At 69.0% G+C, this 16,698-nt stretch carries 16 protein-coding genes; 10 read left to right on the top strand and 6 right to left on the bottom strand.

Going from position 1 to position 16,698, the window contains the following annotated elements:
* Positions 1-172 precede the first annotated feature (172 nt).
* Positions 173-871: an MspA family porin gene (locus tag ACQEVO_RS22870; RefSeq protein ID WP_432916594.1), complete on the top strand. Its 699-nt coding sequence runs from the start codon at positions 173-175 to the stop codon at positions 869-871.
* Positions 872-936: 65 nt separating this feature from the next.
* On the opposite strand, the gene ACQEVO_RS22865 is transcribed toward ACQEVO_RS22870, so the two are convergent.
* A complete protein-coding gene (locus tag ACQEVO_RS22865; RefSeq protein ID WP_432916591.1) occupies positions 937-1,368 on the bottom strand; it encodes a hypothetical protein in 432 nt (143 codons plus the stop codon).
* A gap of 416 nt (positions 1,369-1,784) precedes the next feature.
* Between ACQEVO_RS22865 and ACQEVO_RS22860 the strand changes: the two genes are divergently transcribed.
* Together ACQEVO_RS22860 and ACQEVO_RS22855 are read left to right on the top strand one after the other, a co-directional pair.
* The gene (locus ACQEVO_RS22860) at positions 1,785-2,261 is read left to right on the top strand and encodes a hypothetical protein (protein WP_432916588.1); all 477 of its coding nucleotides are present in this window, start codon (positions 1,785-1,787) and stop codon (positions 2,259-2,261) included.
* Between the two features lie 210 nt (positions 2,262-2,471).
* On the top strand, positions 2,472-3,380 hold the full coding sequence (locus tag ACQEVO_RS22855) for an alpha/beta hydrolase (protein ID WP_432922931.1): 909 nt from the start codon (positions 2,472-2,474) through the stop codon (positions 3,378-3,380).
* A gap of 171 nt (positions 3,381-3,551) precedes the next feature.
* Here ACQEVO_RS22855 and ACQEVO_RS22850 read toward each other — a convergent pair whose 3' ends face one another.
* Positions 3,552-4,337, bottom strand: a complete 786-nt coding sequence (locus ACQEVO_RS22850; RefSeq protein WP_432916586.1) for an IclR family transcriptional regulator — start codon at positions 4,335-4,337, stop codon at positions 3,552-3,554.
* 184 nt (positions 4,338-4,521) lie between these two features.
* Here ACQEVO_RS22850 and ACQEVO_RS22845 point away from each other — a divergent pair, with 184 nt between their 5' ends.
* The 3 genes from ACQEVO_RS22845 (at position 4,522) to ACQEVO_RS22835 (ending at position 7,305) form a co-directional block, all read left to right on the top strand.
* Positions 4,522-5,289, top strand: a complete 768-nt coding sequence (locus ACQEVO_RS22845) for a CoA transferase subunit A (protein ID WP_432916583.1) — start codon at positions 4,522-4,524, stop codon at positions 5,287-5,289.
* Positions 5,286-5,960 carry a 3-oxoacid CoA-transferase subunit B gene (locus tag ACQEVO_RS22840; protein ID WP_432916580.1) on the top strand — a complete coding sequence of 225 codons (675 nt, stop codon included), beginning with the start codon at positions 5,286-5,288 and terminating at the stop codon, positions 5,958-5,960. Before ACQEVO_RS22845 ends, ACQEVO_RS22840 begins: the two co-directional genes overlap by 4 nt.
* Positions 5,961-6,123: 163 nt before the next feature.
* The gene (locus ACQEVO_RS22835; RefSeq protein ID WP_432916577.1) at positions 6,124-7,305 is read left to right on the top strand and encodes a glycoside hydrolase family 76 protein; all 1,182 of its coding nucleotides are present in this window, start codon (positions 6,124-6,126) and stop codon (positions 7,303-7,305) included.
* Between the two features lie 70 nt (positions 7,306-7,375).
* Here the strand turns inward: ACQEVO_RS22835 and ACQEVO_RS22830 are convergent, their stop codons facing one another.
* Positions 7,376-8,461, bottom strand: coding sequence for an NAD(P)H-dependent amine dehydrogenase family protein (locus tag ACQEVO_RS22830; RefSeq protein WP_432916574.1), 1,086 nt, complete (start codon positions 8,459-8,461; stop codon positions 7,376-7,378).
* Positions 8,458-9,477: a Rieske 2Fe-2S domain-containing protein gene (locus ACQEVO_RS22825; RefSeq protein WP_432916571.1), complete on the bottom strand. Its 1,020-nt coding sequence runs from the start codon at positions 9,475-9,477 to the stop codon at positions 8,458-8,460. The genes ACQEVO_RS22830 and ACQEVO_RS22825 overlap by 4 nt, the downstream gene beginning before the upstream one ends.
* Before the next feature lie 223 nt (positions 9,478-9,700).
* Here ACQEVO_RS22825 and ACQEVO_RS22820 point away from each other — a divergent pair, with 223 nt between their 5' ends.
* Both ACQEVO_RS22820 and ACQEVO_RS22815 read left to right on the top strand, forming a co-directional pair.
* Complete coding sequence (locus tag ACQEVO_RS22820) at positions 9,701-10,255, top strand: TetR/AcrR family transcriptional regulator (RefSeq protein WP_432922928.1); 555 nt, start codon at positions 9,701-9,703, stop codon at positions 10,253-10,255.
* A gap of 194 nt (positions 10,256-10,449) precedes the next feature.
* Positions 10,450-11,133 (top strand): DUF3159 domain-containing protein, encoded by a 684-nt coding sequence (locus tag ACQEVO_RS22815; RefSeq protein WP_432916568.1) that lies wholly within the window; start codon positions 10,450-10,452, stop codon positions 11,131-11,133.
* A 71-nt stretch (positions 11,134-11,204) separates the two neighbouring features.
* Here the strand turns inward: ACQEVO_RS22815 and ACQEVO_RS22810 are convergent, their stop codons facing one another.
* Positions 11,205-12,056 (bottom strand): mycofactocin-coupled SDR family oxidoreductase, encoded by an 852-nt coding sequence (locus ACQEVO_RS22810; protein WP_432922925.1) that lies wholly within the window; start codon positions 12,054-12,056, stop codon positions 11,205-11,207.
* A gap of 228 nt (positions 12,057-12,284) precedes the next feature.
* Between ACQEVO_RS22810 and ACQEVO_RS22805 the strand changes: the two genes are divergently transcribed.
* Together ACQEVO_RS22805 and ACQEVO_RS22800 are read left to right on the top strand one after the other, a co-directional pair.
* Positions 12,285-13,337: a GAF domain-containing protein gene (locus ACQEVO_RS22805; RefSeq protein WP_432916565.1), complete on the top strand. Its 1,053-nt coding sequence runs from the start codon at positions 12,285-12,287 to the stop codon at positions 13,335-13,337.
* Between the two features lie 767 nt (positions 13,338-14,104).
* Complete coding sequence (locus ACQEVO_RS22800) at positions 14,105-14,863, top strand: PaaX family transcriptional regulator C-terminal domain-containing protein (RefSeq protein ID WP_432916562.1); 759 nt, start codon at positions 14,105-14,107, stop codon at positions 14,861-14,863.
* A 163-nt stretch (positions 14,864-15,026) separates the two neighbouring features.
* Here ACQEVO_RS22800 and ACQEVO_RS22795 read toward each other — a convergent pair whose 3' ends face one another.
* On the bottom strand, positions 15,027-16,658 hold the full coding sequence (locus ACQEVO_RS22795; protein WP_432916559.1) for an acyl-CoA dehydrogenase family protein: 1,632 nt from the start codon (positions 16,656-16,658) through the stop codon (positions 15,027-15,029).
* Positions 16,659-16,698: the final 40 nt, after the last annotated feature.

The following is a 16,698-nucleotide window of genomic DNA, read 5'->3' as shown; positions in this document are numbered from 1 at the left end:
GTCCTGATCCGATACCGCTCGTAGCAGGCCGGGATATTGCCGGCGACTCGCCGGTGCCGCCACACCGGTAAGGGCGAGTCGCGCCGGTAGTGTTCCGGTTTGCACACGCAGGGCGGCGTGTGCCTGTCCGCTTGTCGAAGTTCCTCCTCGATGCCGATTCGACTGGAGCGATATGAAGCGCAAGCATTCGATCACCACGGCGGCGCTCGCCGCGGCGACGGTAGCCGCCGCTGCGGCCGGCACCCCGGCCGGTGCCGCGCCGGGAGAAGTGGGCGTGGGTGGGCTGCGTCTGATCGCGTCGGTGGACTCCACGAATTTCGCCCCGGCCGAAGACGTCGCGGGGGGCGTGCCGTTCACCCACGCGACCAAGGTGTCCGGGAATTTCTCGGTCGTCCTCGACGGGGTGGGGGCGGCGCTGCAAGGGGGGAAGGTCGCGGTGGGCTACCTGGTCGGCTGCGCGGTGGATGTTTCCGACGGCCTGTCCATCGCGATCGTTCCGGAGATCGGTGGGGGCACCTCGATCTCGCCCTATACCGAACTCGAAGTCGCCACCACGTTCGAGGAGGGCGAGGCGCCGGTTGTCACGGTCGCACCGCTGGTCGGTGTGGAGCCCAGTGCCGGTGTGGAGGGGGCGCTCGCCGGTGAACTCGGGGTGAACCTGGCGCCGGGCGAGGTGGCTCCGGTGGTGGTCGGCGAAACGGCGCTGAATCCGGACACGACCTTCCCGTACACGTTCGCGCACGCCAACACCCCGTTGAACATCGGCGGCTGCCTGTCGCCGGCCTCGGCCGTACCGTTCGTCACCGTGAGCGCCGAGACCTCCGGCGGCGCCGCCCAGACGACCGGGTACGGCACTCCCTTCAGTTTCTGACCGCGGGCTCCGCGCGACCGGCCCGCCCCGGTGATGCGGTGCGGACACCACCGGTCGGGCGCGGGTTACGGTAGCGGCAGGCAGGCGCTTCCGGTATCGATACCGCGGCTGCGGACATCGACCTCGATGTACTTCGAAGACGTGTACTCACCGGGCGTGAACTGCTGTGCGGTGATGTTCTGGCGGCCCGTCTGCTCGGGAACCCACCGGAATGTCGCCGTCCCGTTATCGGGGTGGTACTCGGCCTCGCCGAGCCGGTTGCCGTTGCCGCCGATGGCACCGCCGCTGTTGATGATCGTGATCGGCCCCGCCTCGGACGGCGGCGCGTCGACCGTGGCCGTCACCGTGTAAGGGCATCCGGCTCGCAGGCCCTCCGGTCCGGCGTCGATGGTTACCCCGGTCACCGCCGCGCCGGCGCCCGGTGCCGCGAAGATGGCCGCCGGCCCGGCGACACCGAGAACCGCGGCGGAGCTGAACAACCGGATGGATTTACGCATACATCGACCCTTCTCGTTCATGACGTTCCGACCGCCGCGAGTCTGCGCGGGCCCGGAGTGTACGCACGGAGTGCGCAGGACCGCGATACCCCATGGAAGTACGAAAAAACATGGAGCCGAGAAGTTCCCGCCGGAAAGCCGGTAGCACGGCGGATCGCGGGGCGCCGTGTGCGGATAAGGTCTGGGCGGGAACATTTTTCGTCAGGGAGGGAAAGATGGCGTTGCCGCCTTGGGATGGTTCACCGGGGTACCCGCCGCAGCCGGGGCCGTACGGGATGCCGCCACAGTCGTATCCGCCGGCCCGGCATCCACAGCAACCGGGATATCCTCCGGCTCACTATGGTGCGCCGCCGGCCCAGATCCCGCCGCAGCCGGCGCCGGGGCAGCACGGACCGGCTGGTGCGGTATCGGTCTATATGAACGCTGTTACGCACCACATGGGTATGGGGCGCTTGCAGATCACGCAGAACTGGGTCGGGCCGGTGTGGTCGCTGGTCGGGATCGGGCAGGTCATCGCGAGTGCGCTCAATCCGATCGAGCTTGCGATCTGCGTCGGGCAGATCGAGGAAGTGACACCTGCCGCGGTCGCCGATTTCACCCGGTCGGTGGACCAGTTCTCGAAATCGCTACGCAGGGCCGGTTTCATCGGGGTGAAGGGTGGCTCGACCGCGGTCGCGGCGCTGGTGTCCGAACGCGTGCATCCCGCGGCCCTGCCCGCGGTGCGGAACAAGCCGATGAGCTTCGGCTCCGTGGTCGTGCCCGCCGTGGTGGATCTCGGGCAGCGGCAACTGCATATCGCCACGAATACGCCGATGATCGGTATGGCGGTGTGGGGCGGCGTGCGTGACCAGGCCCGCACCTACCTGCCGGAGCCCCGCGCGGTATTCGGCTGAACGGTCGCCGCCGGCCGCGACCCGGTAGCACCGCTGTGCGTATTCACATCGCCCGGCCGCGATACCTGGTGGGCGGAAACGCCGGCGTTTCGGTAGCGTGAGCGGCAGCGATCAGAACTGAAGACGGGGCATGAAGTGCGAGAAGAGAATCGGCGGGCGGTGCGGGGGCGGCTGCGGACGTTCGGCGCGGTGGTCGCGGCAGTACTGCTGATGACCGGGGCCGGCGCGGCGGTGGTGAGTGCGGCGCCGATCGCGGCCCCGGTGCTACGGGCGCCGGCCGGCGGTTACCAGGAGCTCATGGTGCCGTCGGGGATGGGGCCGGTGAAGGTGCAGGTGCAATGGGCGGCGCGCGGTGGTCGTTCGGCGCTCTACGTGCTCGACGGTCTGCGTGCGCCGCGTGATCACAGCCAGTGGGTCAGCGATACCGATGTGCTCGGGCGGTTCGCGGGCGACGATGTGACACTGGTGTTCCCGGTCGGCGGCAATTCCAGTTTCTATTCCGACTGGTACCGGCCCAGCAGCACCAACGGCCAGGCCACCACGTACAAATGGGAAACCTTCCTCACCGAGGAATTACCGAATTTCCTTGCGAGATACGGTGTTTCACGCACCAACAACGCCGTTGTGGGTGCCTCCATGGGTGGTGGGGCGGCGCTGACGCTGGCCGCGCACCATCGCGACCAGTTCAAGTTCGCCGGATCGTTCTCCGGTTTCGTGAACCCGACATTCCCGATGTGGAGCGAGGCGGTCCGGGTCGCGATGTGGGACGAGGGCCGGTTCAATATGGAGGATATGTGGGGCCCCGCCGGTGATCCCGCGTGGCGCCGCAACGATCCGACGGTGCAGGCCGAACTGCTGCGTGGCCTGCCGATGTACATCTCGGCCGGCAACGGTGTGCCCGGCGCCGCCGATGTGCCGTACTGGTTCGGCGACACCGTGAACGCGATGGGTCTCGAGGCGATGGCGATGATGGCCGCCCAGATCTTCCGCGACCGGGTCGCGGCGCTGGGGATCGCGGCCCGGATCGATATCGTCGACGGCACCCACACCTGGCCCTATTGGGAGCAGGCGATCACCACCGCCCGGCCGATGATTCTCGACGCGCTCGGCGCCGGTTAGCCGATACCGGCCGAGCGGGGGCGCGGCGATCACCGCGCCCGGCTCGCGGCGCTCCCGGCCGGCTGACGCGGCAAACTTCGACCGGACGAAGCCGGCTGCGGTCGGCGCCGTTCGGGTGCCGGCTGTGTATCCGTCGGCAGCCGGGCCCTCGCGCCAGGGGCGGAATACCGCTCAGGCGCGGTCCGGATTCGCGGGAAGACGGGTCCGCAGCCGGAGGGTCAGACGGTGCGCGGCGCGCAGGAGCAGGGTGCCGAGTTCCGGCCGCCGCTCGGCGGAGAACCGGGTTTCTACGCCGGTGAGGCTGAGCGCCCACGCGGGTGCGTCGCGGTGGTCGAAGACGGCGGCGCCCATGCCCCAGCTGCCTTCGACGAGCAGACCGGGGTTGGTGGCATACCCGTCGACCCGGGTGCGGTGTATCCGGTCCCGGAGGGCGGCGGTGGAATGCGCGGGGCCGTGGCCGCCGGTGAGGTCGGCGCGGCCGAGGTAGTCGTCGATATCGCGGTCGGGCAGATGCGCCAGGATCACCAGTCCGGCGGAGGCGACGCCGAGGGGGAACCGGATCCCGGGATGTAGCACATGGGAGCGGAGCGGAAAACTCCCTTCCTCGGCCGCCACGCAGACGGTTTCGTCGCCGCGGCGGGCCGACAGGAATGCGCTCTCACCGGTCTCGCGGGCGAGATCGCGCAGGATATCGCGGGCGCCGGCGGCGATATCGTAGCGATCCGCGGCGAGCGCTCCGAGAAGGTAGATCTCCGGGCCCAGCGTCCACTTGCCGGTGGCGTTGTCGCGATCGGCGAACCCCGCCGCGGCCAGCGCCACCAGCATCCGGTGGGCCGTGGGGCGGGCGACGGCGGTGGCGCGCGCGAGTTCGGTCGTCGAGGCCCCGGACGGTTCGTGATCGCCGAGGGCGCGCAGCAGTGCGGTGGCGCGACCGATGACGTGCGGCTTGTCCTCCACGCGCTCAGCATACGTCCATTCAGTGAACACATCTTGGATGGATGGTTCGCCGAGCGATCGGTTCTCCGCTGAAGTGGAGAAATTATTGTCATCTGAACTGGCCTCTTGGTTGAGTAGCGCTGGATCGACCGCGTTCGCTCACCGATCGCAACGCGGCGTAGTGAAAGACGAGGAGGGCTGGCCTGTGGGCACACGGGTGGTGGAATCGGCGGCGGAAGCCGTCGCCGATATCGGGCACGGCGCCACGATCGCCGTCGGCGGGTTCGGTTTGTGCGGAATTCCCGACGCCTTGATCGCGGCACTGGCCGATTCGGGAGCCGGCGAGCTCGAGGTGTTCTCCAACAATTGCGGTGTGGACGACCACGGCTTGGGAATCCTGTTGGGCCCGCGCCGTATCCGCCGGGTCACCGCGTCCTATGTGGGGGAGAACAAGGAATTCGCCCGGCAGTATCTGGCCGGGGAACTCGAGGTGGAACTGACACCGCAGGGCACCCTGGCCGAACGGTTGCGGGCGGGCGGAGCCGGGATCCCCGCTTTCTTCACCCCCGCGGGCGTCGGGACGCCGATCGCCGACGGCGGGCTGCCGTGGCGCTACCACCCGGACGGAACCGTCGCGATCGCGTCGCCACCGAAGGAGACCCGGGAGTTCGGCGGCAAACACTATGTACTCGAAACCGGGATCACCGCGGATTTCGCGCTGGTGCACGCGGTACTGGGCGATACCGACGGCAACCTGGTGTTCGACAAGGCGGCGATGAACTTCAACCCGCTGGCCGCTATGGCCGGACGGGTGACGATCGCGCAGGTAGAGCGACTGGTCGAGCCGGGTGAGATCGACCCGGCACAGGTGCACCTGCCGGGAATCTTCGTCCAGCGGATCGTCGAAACCGGACCGCAGCAGACCCGCATCGAGAAGCGCACCACCCGCGAACAGGCAGGAGTGAACGGATGACCGGCCCCGACACCCGGCCCGGCTGGAGCCGGCCGGAGATGGCGCGCCGCGCCGCCGCCGAACTACGCGACGGCGACTATGTGAATCTCGGCATCGGCCTGCCCACCCTGATCCCCGGCTATCTCGATCCGTCGGTGCGGGTGACCTTGCATTCGGAGAACGGAATCCTCGGCACCGGTCCCTACCCTGCCGAAGACGCGGTGGATCCGAACCTGATCAACGCGGGCAAAGAGACGGTCACCGTCGAACCCGGGGCCGCGTTCTTCGATTCGGCGCTTTCGTTCGGGATGATCCGCGGCGGGCATATCGGGACCGCGGTACTCGGCGGGATGCAGGTCTCGGCCACCGGGGACCTCGCGAACTGGATGGTGCCCGGGAAGATGGTCAAGGGTATGGGCGGGGCGATGGATCTGGTGCACGGCGCGGAGCGGGTCATCGTGGTGATGGAACATACCGATCGCGGCGGTGCGCCCAAGATCGTCGAAGAATGCACGCTGCCGCTGACCGGCCGGGCAGTGGTGCACCGGATCATCACCGATCTCGCCGTGATCGATGTGGCCGGTGCCGGCACGTTGCTGCTGCGGGAGACGGCCCCGGGCGTGAGCGTCGATCAGGTGCGGGCCGCGACCGGGGCGCCCTTGACGGTGACCGGACCGCTGATCGCGCGCTGACCTGCGGGTTCCGGCGGTCTAGCGGCGGCGGGGGAGCCGGCCGGGAGGACGGCGCCGCGCGCGGAGGGCCGGACCGGGATAGAATTCCGGTGCCCTGTTCTTCAGCTCAGATGATCGTTTTCGGCAAGAGGGGTCCGAGCGGATGGATCGCCGGAACATACAGATGAGCCGGCGCAGTGTGTTGTTCGCGGCGGGCGCCGGGATCACTCTCACGGCGCTGGCGCAACCGACACAGGCGGGGACGATCACCCGTAAGGTGGTCGTCGGTCCTGGGGAGTACGGGAAACGGGCCGATCTGGCGGAGCGTGCGATCGTGACCCGGCATGTGCGGGCGCTGTGGGGGCTGCCACGGATGCGCCTGGGCGCGCTCGCCTGGCCCGGGGGTCTGCCGGAACAGGTGTTCGCGCAATGGCATTACTGGTGGCAGGCGCATCTGCTCGACTGCGCGGTGGACGCGGCACACCGCGCCCGCACCCCCGAACGCCTCGACCGGGTCACCGCCCTCGCGCGCGGTATCCGCACCCGGAACCTCACGGGCTGGACCAACCGGTACTACGACGATATGGCGTGGCTGGTGCTGGCGCTGGAGCGGGCCGACCGGTTGCTCGGTATCCGGTTCGGCGACGCGGTCGGCGATCTGCGCACCGCGTTGCTCGAAGGCTGGAATCCCGAGGTCGGGGCCGTGCCCTGGCGGATCGGCGACGATTACTACAACACCCCGGCGATCGGCCCGACCGGTATCGCCCTGGCGCGGCTGGGCGAGGTGTCCCGCGCCGGTGAGCTCGCGGACTTCTTGTACACGCGACTACGCGACAGCACGAGCGGCCTGATCCTCGACGGTGTGCACGAGCCCGGCGGGCGAGTGGACCGGTCCGTGCACACCTACTGCCAGGGCGTGGCCATCGGTCTGGAAACCGAGCTCGCGATACGCACGGGCGACGCCGGGCATCGGCGCCGGGCGGCCGAACTGGTGGCCGCCGCCGAGGCCGGGCTCACGGAGTCGGGGGTGATCACCGCGGCCGCCGGCGACGATACCGGGCTTTTCATGGGTATTTTCGCCCGGTATCTCGCGCTGGCCGCGCTCGCGCTGGGCGATGGCACCGCCGCGAACATCGTGCGCACCTCCGCGCAGGCGGCCTGGAAGCATCGCGCGGAGGTGGACGGGCTGCCGCTGTTCGGCGCGGACTGGACCCGCGCGGTCCGGGTACCGGACCACCCGGGGACCTTCCTCCAGCTCACGGACTCCTCCGGAACCGCCGCGAACCTGAGCCGCGACCTCTCGGTACAACTGAGCGGCTGGATGCTGCTCGAAGCCGATCACCGGCTCGCCGCCGCCGGGCACTGATTCTCTGTCCGGGCACCGGGGGCCGCGCCGATTCCGGGCTGTGCCGCCGGCGGACGGCTCCGGCGCCGGATCAGCGTTTGAAGCGGCCCGCGAAGCTGCGCAGCGGGAGATCGGCGCTGGTGATGATCCCCGGCCGGGCGGCGACGACGGATTTGATCGCGTTGAGCGCGGGCAGACCGGTCACCGTCATCCCGATCGACGCGAAGTTCGCCGGGTTCGACAGGTCCATACCCTTGCGCGGGAAGATCATATGTTTGCTGTAGATATTCGGATCACCGGTGACCTGGGTGATGTAGCAGCCCTTGATATTCCACGCGGGATCGGTGTGCGGGGTCATCTGCCATTCCAGATGCGATTCCACCCGCGCCACCCCGTCGACCATGCCCTGATATTTGATGTAGTTCGCGCCGAGTGAGCCTTTCGGCAGGAAGTACCAGCCCAGGTCGACATCTTTGGTGCAGGCGCCGAGTTCGTAACCGAAGGTCACCTCGTCGAGTGCGAGGTCGAAGGCGTCGGCCATCAAATACACCGAATCGGCGAAGACCGCGGTGTATTTGTGCAGCGAATCGGGAATCGTCGGATCGTCGACCGGGCGGCCGTAGCCGACGGCCTTCCAGGTGTCGACCGAATGGTGGCAGGAGACGTCGACGGATTCGGTGACCGTGATGTTCTCGATCTCGGCGACATCGGCGGTGTGCACGATACCGAGGATCTGCGCCAGGCCGGGATTCATCCCGGTGCCGTAGAACGTCGAATTGCCGCGCTCGCAGGCGGCCTGGAGGACCTCGCTGACCTTGCGGCCCGAGGGATGCGGATGGTTGGTGTCGCGGTGGAAACCGGTGATCCAGTCGGCGGTCGTCACCACGTCGATACCCGCTTCGAGGACTTTCTCGTACAGATCCTCGTCGGGGAACACGCCGTGGAAGGTGAGCACATCGGGGCGGGCGGCGACGATCTCGTCGACCGATCCGGTAGCGGTGACGCCGATCGGGCCGATACCGACGATCTCGCCCGCGTCCCGGCCGATCTTGTCCGGCGAATAGCAGTGCAGGCCCACGAGTTCGAGGTCCGGGTGGTCGCGGATCCGGCCGATCATCTCGGTACCCAGGTTGCCGGTCGCCACCTGGAAAACCCGGATCTTCTCGGAGGTGCTCATCGGATGGACCTTTCTGTCGTCTGCTCGGTGCGTGCGCCGTCCGGATAGAACTGCGCCGCCCATTTCCGCAGGGCGGTGAAACCGTCGAATTCCTTGCGCGACAGGGCCGGCGGGTCCGAGTAGCGCTGATGCGACCAGATCTCGATATCGGCGTCGAACTGTTCGATGACGAAATCGGCCATCGTCTTGCCGTAGCGGCCGATCTCCGGACTGTCGTCGCCGGGTTTGCGGCCGATCCACACCGTGAACCGGACATCGCAGGTGCGGTCGTCGACCGGGGTCACCGCGGGCATGGTGCGGTTGTCGATCATGCCCCAGCTCTTGGTGATCGAACAGCCCAGCCCGGCGTTGATCGATTCGACCCCACTGTTGACCTGGTCTTCGCGGATGTTCTCGTCGAAGGCGATGGTGAAGTCGACATAGGAGACGGGGCCGGCGAAATCGTGCCGGGTGAATTCCGGGACGAACGGCGTTTTGTGCACGAATTTGAAATGTGCGAAATCGACGCCGTTCTCCATGACGTACTGCGGATGCAGTTCCAGGCCCGGCCGGAACAGGGTGGCCGCGGGCACCGGCGGGTAGTAGTCGGCGGCGGTCCGGTGGTCGCCGAACGCGGTGAAGATATCGGGGACCTCGAAGTAGGGTGCGCGGCCGGCGGTGTCGTACCAGATCCACACGGCTTCGTTGCGTTCGGCGACCGGGTAGCTGCGGATACGGCGGCCCTTGTTCGGGTGGTTCTCGTACGGGATGCACACATTGCGGCCCTCCCGGTTCCATTCCCAGCCGTGGAACGGGCACACCAGGTTTTCACCGTCGACGCGCCCGCCGTAACCCAGGTGGGCGCCGAGGTGCTCGCAGTAGGCGTCGAAAACCGCGACCTGTCCCGACGCCGTGCGCCAGGCGACCATTTCGCGGCCGAAATACTTCATCTTGTGCACGGCGCCGACGGGGATCTCCGCGCACCAGGCGACCTGGAACCAGCCGGTGGGCTCCATCGACAGCGGCGGCTTTGCCATCTCGATCCTCCGGGCTCGGCGAGGGGCGCAACGGGAGCCATTCGCGACCTGGTGCGAGGGGTCCGGCGCGTGGCGATCCCGAGCATAGAAGCCTCTGTGAAATAAAACAAGAGGGTTCTGTGAAACTGGTTGGGCCGCGCTGTCACCAGTACAATCGGGCCGCGTGACAGATGTGGTGGGTCCTCGGCGCGCGAACAAACGCGGGATCGCGTCCCGCGAGAGCATGCTCGAGGCCGCGATCACCTCGCTGGCCACCGGCGACCCGGCCGCGGTCTCGGGTAACCGCATCGCCCGCGATATCGGCGCGACCTGGGGTGTGATCAAGTACCAATTCGGCGATATCGACGGCCTGTGGGCCGCGGTGCTGCGCCATACCGCCGACAAACGCGGCGACCTGCCCGCCGGGCTCGCGGCGGACGGCACGCTGCGGGATCGGGTATCCGCCCTGATCCACGCGATGGCCACGGGGTTGCGCCGCCCCGAATCACTCGCCATCGAAACCCTGCGGGCCGCGCTGCCCCGCGACCATGCCGAACTCGAACGCGACTACCCGCGCACCGCCGCCGAACTGGCCTCCTGGAAACCCAACTGGGACAAGGCCTGTGAACGTGCCTTCGCCGACCTCGGCGTGGACCCGGTGAAAATCCGGCAGGTGGCCGCCCTGATCCCCGCCGCCATGCGCGGGATCACCTCGGAACGCACACTGGGTACCTACGGCGATCTCGACGACGCCCTCGACGGCCTGATCGGCGCGCTCGTCGCCTACCTGGAGAACTGAGCGCGGCATACCACTCTGTGGATGGTTGTCACCCGACTGGTCGTGCGCTGGGGCCACGGCTGAGTCCGCGCCCGGACAGCGCCACAGGATCCGGTTCCACCGTTGCCGCAACGATGTTCACTTGACCATGCCGTTACGGCACAGGTTTTCCTGGTTGTCGAGCACGCATCGTCACCGTCGGAAGGACGGAAACCATGATCGACCAGAAGAATCCGTGTGAGACCGGACCGTCCGCCGCGCCCGTCGCCGACGTACCGGGCACTGCCGTACCGGCCGGGGCCGGGGCGACTGTATTGGACCAGCTCGGCGGGCCGCTGGGATTCGTGTACTCGACGGTTCCGGTCGTCGTCTTCGTGGCCGCGAACGCCGTGGTGTCGCTGCCGGTGACGATCGGTGTATCGATCGCGGTTGCCGTGGTGCTCACCGTGTTCCGGTTGCTGCGCGGGGAACGCTTCGCCGCGGCGATCGGCGGGCTGCTGGGTCTGGCCGTGGCGGTGGGCATCGTCTTGTGGACCGGCTCGGCGAAAGATTTCTTCGTGGTCGGAATCTGGGCGGCGCTGGCCGGGTTCGTTGTCACCTCTGCCTCGGTGCTCGCCCGGCGTCCGCTGACCGGGGTGGTGTGGAATCTGCTGCACGGCAACGCGCATCGCTGGCGCGCCGACAAGTCGGTACTGCGTGCGCACGATATCGCCACGCTGGCCGCGGCGGTCGTCTTCGGGGGTCGGTTCGTGGTGAAGGAATGGCTGTATCTCGCCGACTCCACAACCTGGCTGGCCGTCGCCAAGATCGCGATGGGCACGCCGCTGACGGTACTTGCCGCGGTGGTCGTGGTCTGGGCGTTCCGGCGCAGCAGCACCCGCCTGCTCGCGCAGGCGTGATGCCGCCGCGCGACCGGCCCCCGGCGCTCGAGCGGCGGGGGCCACTCGGTGTACGTGCCGCGGTACTTCGCTCAGTACTTGAGCGCGCCGGCGTCGACGGCGATCTGGTTGCCGCTGCTGGTCGCCGAAGCCGGGCCCGCCAGCCAGGCGACCACATCGGAGACCTGGTCGGGGGACATGAAACCGTTGCGCCCGTCGCCGTGGCCGCCGGCCGGCTGGTAGGGGACCGGGGGGAAGCTGTGCAGGAACGTGGGATGTGCACCGAAGAGGGTCGCCATGGCCTCGGGCTGGATCATGGGGGTGTCCACCGAATAGGGGTGGATCGAATTCACCCGGATACCGTATTCGCCGACCTCGAGCGCCAGCGAGTTCGTGAGACCCACCAGGCCGTGCTTCGAGGCCGCGTAGTGGCCGTTGCCCGGCGTGGCCTTCACACCCGCCGACGAACTGACGATGATGATCGAACCGCCGTTACCGGCCTCGATCATCGCCGGGACCGCGGCGCGGATCGTGCGCCAGGTGCCGTTCAGATTGACCCCGACCACCGTGTCGAACTGCTCCTCGGTCATCTCGAAGAGCCGGGACCAGCTCAGCACCCCGGCATTGGCCACCAGGATGTCCAGCCGCCCGAACAGCGCGACACCGTCGGCCACCACCTGCTGCAGTGCCGCCAGGTCGCGGATATCGACCTGGCGGGCCAGGACCTGCCGGCCGATATCGGAGATCGCTTTCGCGGTGTCGTCGAGATCGGCGGGCGTGGGCGCCGGGTAGGTGACGGTCTCGGAGACGGGCGCGCAGATATCGATCGCGATGATGTCGGCACCTTCGCGGGCCAGGCGCAGGGCGTGCGCTCGACCCTGTCCGCGGGCGGCCCCGGTGACCATTGCGACCTGCCCCTGTAGGGGTCCCTCGGTGTTCGGCATTGCTGGCATCACGCCCTTTCTGTACTCCCGGCGACCGGCTGTATCCGCGCGCGGGAGCCGATCCGCTGAAACGCTACCGCAGCCCGCAATCAGACGTCCAGACAGCTGTCCAGACGTATGCGGCGGGAGCTGGGTCGCATCGATCGACGAGCCGCGCCGGTGCGCCGGGGCGGTCACGTGACCATGACAGACTGTGCACCGCCGAGCGTGGAGTAGGAGGCGACGCCGATGACCGATCTCGATCTCGATCTGCTGGTGGAACTGGTGCCCGGCGCCGAACCGCAGGTGGTGGCGGCCGGTGGGCGGCCGCGCGATTTCCGGCGGGTGTCCTCGGTCCTGCGCGGCCAGGAGAAGGCGCTGGTGGAGCGGCTGATCCGGGAGGTCGAAGCGGACGGGCGCCCGGCCGTGCGCACCGCCGATACCGGAGTCACCTACCTGGCGGCCCCGGTCTCCGGCCCCGACCACGGCGTCCCCGCAGTGCAGATCGTCGCCGGCACCGATCTCGCCGACACCACCCGGGCGGCCCCGTGCGCGGTGGGGCACTGGGAGATGTTCCCCGACAGCGCCCCGCGCCTGCACGTGACACCGGAGTTCCTCGATCTGGCCGGAGTCCCGGCCGTCGAACGCGACCGGGCCGTCTACGGGCCCCTCGATTTCTTCCAGCGGGTGGCCCGCATCGCCGATCTCGTCCGGCTGTGGGAGGACCTGCTCACCGCCGGGCCCGGCTACCGGTCCTCGGGGTCGGTGATCGTCCGCCGTACCGACGGCGCCGTGGGAGTTCTGCTCTACGCCCAGCGCTATCTGCGCACCGATTCCGGACCGCGGGTGCGGGTGATCCTCCAGGACGCGACCGCCACTGCGGATCGGGCCGACCTGGGGTTCGAGCTCCTGGACGCCACCGTCTCGATGGCGATCACCGAGACCGCCGAAATGTTCGGAGCTGTCGTGGAGAGCCGCTGGCCGGCGCCGTGCGTACTGCAATGGCTGACCGGCTATCCGAAGTGGGCGGGCCACGGCGTCTCGACCGGGCAGACACCCGGGTTGCATCCCGACGACATCGCGCGGATCCCGGGCCTGCTGACCGAACTCGCCGCGCACGGCATAGTGCGCTCCACCATGCGCACCCGCAGTAGGTCGCTGACGGGCGGGTGGGTCCATTCGCGCTTCGCCGGCCGGATGATCGACCCGGCCGTTTCCGGCACTCTCGGGCTGGTACTGGTCCATCCCGAGCCGATCGGAATCGAGGACGAAGCGGGGAATGTGCTGGTAGAGGGCGGCTAGCCGCTCGCATTGCGACCTTCTGCAAGATCGTTTAGAGTCGATCGGCGTTCCGCTCGTCCACCTCGAGGGCCGGCCCCTTCCGGCCACCCTCCCGGGCCGCGGACGTTTCGCGCAGGCTCCCCTGAGCCTTGCAGACGCCCCCCACCGGGGCCCTGCCCGCGCCTGGTCCGGTATCCCGGCTGCCTTCGGCATGCCGTCGTACCGATCGAGCAGGGCCGGCATGCACTCGATTCTCCTCGCCACCACAGCCCTTCGCGGTACCAACCGTGGGTGCGGGCGGGTGTATCCGGGGCCGGTCGACAGGATTCGGACCGCACTCGGGTTGCTTCGGCTCGCGGGCACAACCGGCCGAGCGCGGCGGGTAGAGGGGGCTCGCCGCGCTCCTCCGGTCGTGGTCCGTGGTGCGCTATGCGTGCGCTGGTCGTCGAACCGCCCGGCCGCCGGTCCGCGGCGTGCCTACGGCATTCGGCCGACTATCGGCCGGCCCCGTCTCGATCGAGCCGGCCCGTTGCTGATGCCGGTGTGGCGGGTGGATAGGTCGTGCCGCGCTCGAACCCGCGCTTCGCCGACGCCGCGGTCCATGGGGGGCCGCACCGCTGCTCGGAACTGTCCGGCCGGTCCCCGGGCTGCTCGAAGTGATTCCACCGGTTTCCGCCGCACCGACCCTGACCGGACCTGCTGTCTGCTGACCGCGGGCGCCGGCACGGTCACTCGCTGCCGGTGGTCGCGCGAGCACCCGTTCGGCACGCGGTCGATACGATCAGCCCATGTCTGGCACTCCTGCCCGGGTCCGGGCGCTCACCGCGCGTTCGGCGATCCTGAGCGTCCTGCTCGGTTCCCACCCGGCGCAGGCTCCGGCCGGCTGGATCGTGCGGGTCGGCACCGGGCTGGGGTTGCAGGAGTCGGCCGTGCGCGCCGCGCTGACCCGGATGGTCGCCGCCGGTGATCTCGAACGCGGCGCCGACGCGACCTACCGGCTCTCGGAGCGGCTCGCCGAACGCCAGCGCCGCCAGGATCGGGCGATCTCCCCGGATCCACGCGTATGGGAAGGCGGGTGGATCCTGGCGATCGTGACCGTCGGCGCCGCGGATTCCACCGATCGCGCCGCGTTCCGGGAAACCCTGCGACTGGCCCGGTTCGGCGAATTACGCGAAGGCGTCTGGTGCCGGCCGGACAATATCGCCGTCGAGCTGCCCGGCGCGGCGCGGCAGCGCGTGAGCCTGTTCACGGGACAGCCGGAGGAACCGGCGATCACGCTGGCCGACCGGCTGTTCGCTCCGGTCCGCTGGGCAGAGCGGGCCCGGGAACTGCTCGCGGCCCTCGGCGACGCCGAGGCCATGGGCACCCGGTTCGCGGTGGCGGCGGCGACCGTACGTCATCTTCTCGACGATCCGGTGCTACCCCCGGAACTGCTCCCCGCGGACTGGCCGGGGCAGCTCATCCGCGAGCGCTACGAAATGTTCGTTACCGAGTTCCAGGGCTTCGCCGCGAACCTGATCGAAACCAAACCGCTTCCGGCCCGATGAATTCGCCGCGCCGAGCGGCGCGGCGGGTATCGGTGCCGGCCATCGGGTTGCCGGTGCGCTACCAGGGCCCCGGCCGGGCTTCGGTGGCCGAGGTCGAGGTAGCGCCGGCGATTCTCCGTTTCGGCACCCTCGCCAGGGATACTGCGGACGGAGGTGAACGCGGTCAGCCGAGCTTCGGGGTCAGGCGTTCGATGATCGCACCGGTGTCCAGGCCCACCGGCAGGGTGCCGAAGACATCGCCGCGGTCGTGGCCGAGGCGGGTGCGGGTGAAACCTTCGGCGACAGCGGAATGCCCGTAGCGGACCAGGAGCGAGCCCTGTAGTACCAGGGCCATATCGCCGACGATGCGGCGGGCGCGATGCGGCAGGGTCTCCGGATCGGTGAACTCGGCTTCCAGCCGGCCGATCGCGGTATCGAGCGCGGCATCGGCACCGGCGGCCTGCTTGACCTCGTCCAGGAAAGCGCCCAGAGTGGCCGGCTGTTTGGCCAGCGCGCGCAGGACGTCCAGCGCGGCGACATTGCCCGAACCCTCCCATACCGACATCAGCGGTGCTTCCCGGTACAGCCGCGGCATGCGGGATTCCTCGACGTAGCCGTTGCCGCCCAGGCATTCCAGCGCCTCGGCCGCGTGGATGGGCCCGCGTTTGCACACGTAGTACTTGCTCACCGCGAGGCTGATGCGGCGCAGCAGATCGGCGGCCTCGTCGCCCGCGGTGGCGCGGTCGGTGAGTTCGGCCAGCCACAGCGCGGCCGTGGTCGCGCCCTCGGCCTCGATCACCAGATCGGCCAGCACATTGCGCATGAGGGGCTGATCGACGAGGTTCGCGCCGAACGCCCGGCGGTGCAGGGCGTGGTGGATCGCCATGATCGTTCCGGTGCGCATTCCGGTGGCCGAGGCGAGCGTGCAGTCCAGCCGGGTCAAGTTGACCATTTCGATGATCGTGGGCACGCCGCGGCCCTCGTCGCCGACCAGCCAGGCGACGGTGTCGTCGTATTCGACCTCGCTGCTGGCGTTGGAGTGATTACCCAGTTTGTTCTTCAGCCGCTGCAGGTGGAACGGATTGCGGGTGCCGTCGGGCAGGACGCGGGGTACGAAGAAGCAGGACAGCCCGCCCGGTGCCTGCGCCAGGGCCAGGAAGAAATCCGACATGGGCGCCGAGGTGAACCATTTGTGCCCGGTGATCCGGTAGGAGCCGTCCGCCTGCGGGACCGCGGTGGTGGTGTTCGCGCGGACATCGGAGCCGCCCTGTTTCTCGGTCATCGACATACCGGCGATCAGCCCGGGTTTGTCGGCGAGCGGGCGCAGGACCGGGTCGTATTCCGCGCTGGTGAGCAGCGGCTCGTACCGGGCGGCCAGTTCGGGGTTGGCCCGCAGGGCCGGCACGACGGCATAGGTCATCGAGATGGGGCAGCCGTGCCCGGCGTCGACCTGCGACCACACGCTCGTCTTCGCCGCGCGCACCAGATGCGGGGCGGGCCGGGTATCGGCCCACGGGGCGCCGTGCAGCCCGAAGCGGACCGCGTGCCGCATGAGTTCGTGGTAGCTGGGGTCGTAGCGGACCTCGTCGATGCGGTGCCCGTACCGGTCGTGGGTCTGCAGTACCGGTTGATGCTCCTCGGCGAGATCACCGAGTTCCTGCGCGTGCGCGCTACCGGCCAGCCGGCCGATCTCGTGCAGTTCGTCCAGGGCGTGTGTGGCGCCGCCGCGTTCCAGCGCCTCGAGGATGACGGGCACCTCGGCGGCATCGTAATCGACCAGCGGGGGGACCTGATTGGTCACGTGATGGGTCGGCACGGCGACTGTTCTCCTTCGTGGACGGCGAACCGGATCGGTG

It is taken from the genome of Nocardia sp. CA-290969 (assembly GCF_050936135.1).
In the GTDB taxonomy this organism is placed as follows: Bacteria; Actinomycetota; Actinomycetes; order Mycobacteriales; family Mycobacteriaceae; genus Nocardia.
The sequence above is the reverse complement of the archived record's forward strand: the minus strand, read 5'-3'. Positions and strand labels throughout refer to the sequence as shown.